This window comes from uncultured Hymenobacter sp., from assembly GCF_964243305.1.
Taxonomy (GTDB): domain Bacteria; phylum Bacteroidota; class Bacteroidia; order Cytophagales; family Hymenobacteraceae; genus Hymenobacter.
The window spans coordinates 1-4,116 of sequence record NZ_CAXTEF010000075.1; the positions used below are offsets into that span (position 1 = coordinate 1).

At 65.6% G+C, this 4,116-nt stretch carries 3 protein-coding genes; all 3 read left to right on the plus strand.

Annotation, left to right across the window (positions count from 1 at the left end):
* Positions 1–676 (plus strand): glycoside hydrolase family 2 protein (locus ACFE70_RS19975; RefSeq protein ID WP_375419548.1); only part of this gene is annotated, 676 nt, incomplete at its 5' end.
* Between the two features lie 32 nt (positions 677–708).
* On the plus strand, positions 709–3,147 hold the full coding sequence (locus tag ACFE70_RS19980) for a glycoside hydrolase family 3 N-terminal domain-containing protein (RefSeq protein ID WP_375419549.1): 2,439 nt from the start codon (positions 709–711) through the stop codon (positions 3,145–3,147).
* A 52-nt stretch (positions 3,148–3,199) separates the two neighbouring features.
* Positions 3,200–4,116, plus strand: a 917-nt coding sequence (locus ACFE70_RS19985) for a sugar MFS transporter (RefSeq protein ID WP_375419550.1), incomplete at its 3' end; no start/stop codon positions are given.

The window sequence follows — 4,116 nt, forward strand, 5'->3', positions numbered from 1 at the left end:
GATGGGCTCGATGTACTGGCAGCTCGACGACTGCTGGGGCGTGGCCTCGTGGTCGTCCATCGACTACTACGGCCGCTGGAAGGCCTTGCAGCACTACGCCAAGCGCTTCTACGCCGACGTGCTGGTGAGCCCCCACGAGGAAGGCGACCAGGTGCGCATCTACGTGGTGTCCGATAAAACCAGCGCCGTGCCGGCCCAGCTGCGCGTGCGCCTGCTGGACCTCAACGGCCGCGCCTTGTTCACGCAAGCTACGGCGGTGCAAATCGAGCCGCTCACCAGCAAGGCCTACGTCTCGATTCCGAGGGCCAGGCTGCTGGGCAAGCGCGACCCGAAAAAGGTCGTGCTCAGCTGCGAGGTGGAGCCGGCCGGCGGCGCGGCACTCTCGACCAACACCTACTACTTTGCCCTGCCCAAGGAAATGGCGCTGCCCCAGCCCCGCATCGCCGCTACCTGGCAGCAGCGTAACGACAGCACCTTCCAGGTGACGCTCCAAAGCAAGGCGCTGGCCCGCGCGGTAAATTTGAGCCTGACGGAAAAAGACGGCGTTTTCGTCGACAACTACTTCGACCTGCTCCCCGGCGAGAAAAAAGAGATAACCTTCAAAACCCAGGGCCCGATTACCCTCGCTGAGCTAAAGCGCCAGCTGACGGTGCGCTCGCTGGTGGATGCCTTCTAATTTTCATTTCCCTACCCCCCCCCCTTTTTCAGATGAGTGCTAACCTTTCATTTTACCTGAATACCCTGGGCCGCCCGGCCTTGCGCTGGGCGGTGGGGGTAGGGATGCTGGCCAGCGCCTGCCAGCGGGCAGCCCTGCCGGCTGGCCCGCCGGCGGCGATGGCTTCAGCAGCCAGTTCGGCCGCCGCTAACACTGACATCGCTACGCCGGCCGCGCCGCAGTGGAGCCCGCGCGTGCGGCAGCTGCTGAGCCAGATGACGCTGGACGAGAAAATCGGGCAGATGACCCAGCTCACCAACGCGACCATCAACCACACCGGCGAGCAGAAGGACATAACGCTCGACTCGGCCAAGCTCGTGCCGCTGATTCGGGACTTCCACGTGGGCTCGTTTCTAAACGGCGAGGCCGTGCCGCCCGCGCAGTGGGTGAAGTTCCTCTCGGCCGTGCAGCGCATTGCCCTGCGCGAGTCGCGGCTGCACATTCCCATCATCTACGGCGTCGACCACATGCACGGGGCCAGCTACGTGTCCGGGGCCGCCATCTTCCCGCACAACCTCAACCTGGCCGCCACGTTCAACCCCGTCTTTGCGCAGCAGGAAGCCCGCGCCACGGTGCTGGAATCGGCGGATTTGGGGCACCGCTGGGTGTTTGCGCCGGTGCTCGACCTGGGCGTAAACGTCTACTGGCCGCGCCTGTACGAAACCTACGGCGAAGACCCGCACGTGGCATCCGTGATGGGCGCGGCCTACGTGAAGGAGTTGCAGGGCAACCAGGACATTGCCCCCTTCAAGGTCGCGGGCTGCGGCAAGCACTTCCTGGGCTACTCCGACCCGCGCAACGGCTGGGACCGCACCAACGCCCTGATTCCCGACCAGCGCCTGCAGGAGTTTTTCCGCCCCTCGTTTCAGGCCGCCATCGATGCAGGGCTGAAATCTATCATGATTAACTCGGGCGAAATCAACGGCGAGCCCGTGCACGCTTCCAAGGCCATTCTTACCGACCTGCTGCGCCGGCAGATGGGCTTCCAGGGCGTGGCCGTGACCGACTGGCAGGATATCATTCGCCTGGTAACGGTTCAGAAAACCGCTCCTAACGAGAAGGAAGCCACCTGGATGGCCCTGGATGCCGGCGTGGACATGGCCATGACGCCCTACACCACCGACTTTTGCCGCTACGTGAAGGAGCTGGTCCGAGAAGGCCGCCTGAGTGAGGAGCGCATCAACCTCTCGGCCGGCCGGGTGCTGCAAATGAAGGACGACATCGGCCTCTTCGAATACCCAATGCCCCGCGCCGACCGCCTCAACCGCATTGGCGACCCGGCGCTGCAACTGCAAGCCGTGCAGGCGGCGCGCGAGTCGGTGGTGCTCCTTAAAAACGAGCGCAACACCCTGCCCCTGCGCCCTGCCCAGGTCAAGCGGCTGCTGGTGCTCGGGCCGTCCGCCGACTCGCGCGCCAACCTGGCCGGCGGCTGGACCCTGGCCTGGCAGGGCCGCGCCGAGCCGGCCTACCCCCGCGAGGTGCTCACCCTGCTGGCGGCCCTGAAAAAGGAATTTCCCCGCGCCCAGGTCGAAACTCTACCCTACCAGGACGCGGCGGGCAAGGTTCAGCTAACGGCCATCTCGGCCGCCGCCCGGCGCGCCGATGCCATCGTGCTGGCCCTGGGCGAGCGGCCCTACGCTGAGGGCCTGGGCAACTCCTCGGACCTGACTTTGCCCGACGACCAGCGGCAGCTGGTGCAGGCCGCGCAGGGCAGTGGCCGGCCCACGGTGCTGGTGCTGATTGGCGGCCGGCCCCTCATCGTGCGAGCCGTGGCCGACAAGGCCGGGGCCATCGTGTGGGCCGGCCTGCCGGGCTTTGGCGGCGGGCAGGCCCTGGCCGAAGTGCTCAGCGGCAAAACCAACCCCAGCGGCCGGCTGCCCTTCACGTATCCGCAGTTTGCCGGCCACACCGCTAACTACCACCACGACAATAACGAGAACAGCCTGGAGCTGAGCGACTTCGGTGCCGGTTTTGAAAGCCGCGGGCCCAAGTACAAGAGTGCGATGCTGACCGAGTTCGGCCAGGGGCTGAGCTATACCTCGTTCCGATACCAAAACCTGCAGCTTGCCGACTCGGTGCTCAGCGGCCGTGGCACCCTGCGCGCCACCGTGCAGGTAACGAATACGGGTACCCTGCCGGGCCAGGAAGCGGTGCTCTGGTTTCTGACCGACGAGGTGGGCCGCATCACGCGCCCCGTGCGCCTGCTCAAGCACTTCGAGAAGCAAGCCTTTGCGCCGGGCCAGACCCGCGAGCTGGTGTTCGAGATTCGGCCCGACCAGCACCTGAGCTACCCCGGCCCCGCGGGCGAGTCGCGGCTGGAAGACGGCTACTTCACCCTGCGCGTCGGCGACCAGTCCCGGCGCTTCCGCTACGCCGGGCCAACTGCCCAATCCTCAGCGACGCCGGCGCCGACCCGCGCCGGCGGCAACTAGGCCGCGCCCTTTTCCTGGTTATCCCTACCCCCCTCTTTAACCTATTTCGCTCATGGCTGCTCCCGCCCCTACCCTGGTCGATTCCACCACTCCCGCCGCTGCTGATGGCTCGCAGCGCTACACCACGGCGCTGAGCGCCGTCACCACCCTGTTCTTCCTGTGGGGCTTTATCACCTGCCTCAATGACATTCTGATACCGTATCTGAAGGCCATTTTTCAGTTGTCCTTTACTCAGGCCAACCTGATTAACCTGTGCTTTTTCGGGGCGTATTTCCTCATGAGCATTCCGGCTGGCAAGCTCGTGGCGCGGGTAGGCTACAAGCGCAGTATGTTGCTGGGCTTCGGGGTGGCGGCCGTGGGCGCTTTCCTGTTCTACCCGGCAGCGGCGCAGCGCGCCTACCCCCTGTTTCTGGGGGCGCTGTTCGTGCTGGCTTCGGGCATCACGATTTTGCAGGTAGCGGCCAACCCTTACGTGGCCATTCTGGGCCCGGCCCGGTCCGCGTCGGCCCGGCTCACACTCACGCAGGCTTTCAATTCGCTGGGTACCGCTCTGGCCCCGCTGCTGGGCTCCGCCCTAATTCTGAGTCGTTTGCCCAAGCTCGATACGGCGGCCAGTGCCGCGGCCATCGACGTGACGGCGGTGCAAACGCCCTACCTCGTCATCGGCACCGTGCTGCTGCTCATCAGCCTGCTGCTGAGCCGGGTTAATCTGCCGCAGATTACGCCCGCCACCGAGGGAGTAGCGGCCGTCGATGCGGGCTCGACGCGGGCCTGGCACTACCGGCACCTGGTGCTGGGCGTGTTTGGCATTTTCGCCTACGTCGGGGCGGAAGTAGCCATTGGCTCACACATCGTCTCCTACCTGGCCCTGCCCGACGTGATGGGCCTGGACCCCAAATCGGCGGGCGACCGGGTGACGCTCTACTGGACGGCCGCCATGATTGGCCGCTTCGCGGGAGCTTACCTGCT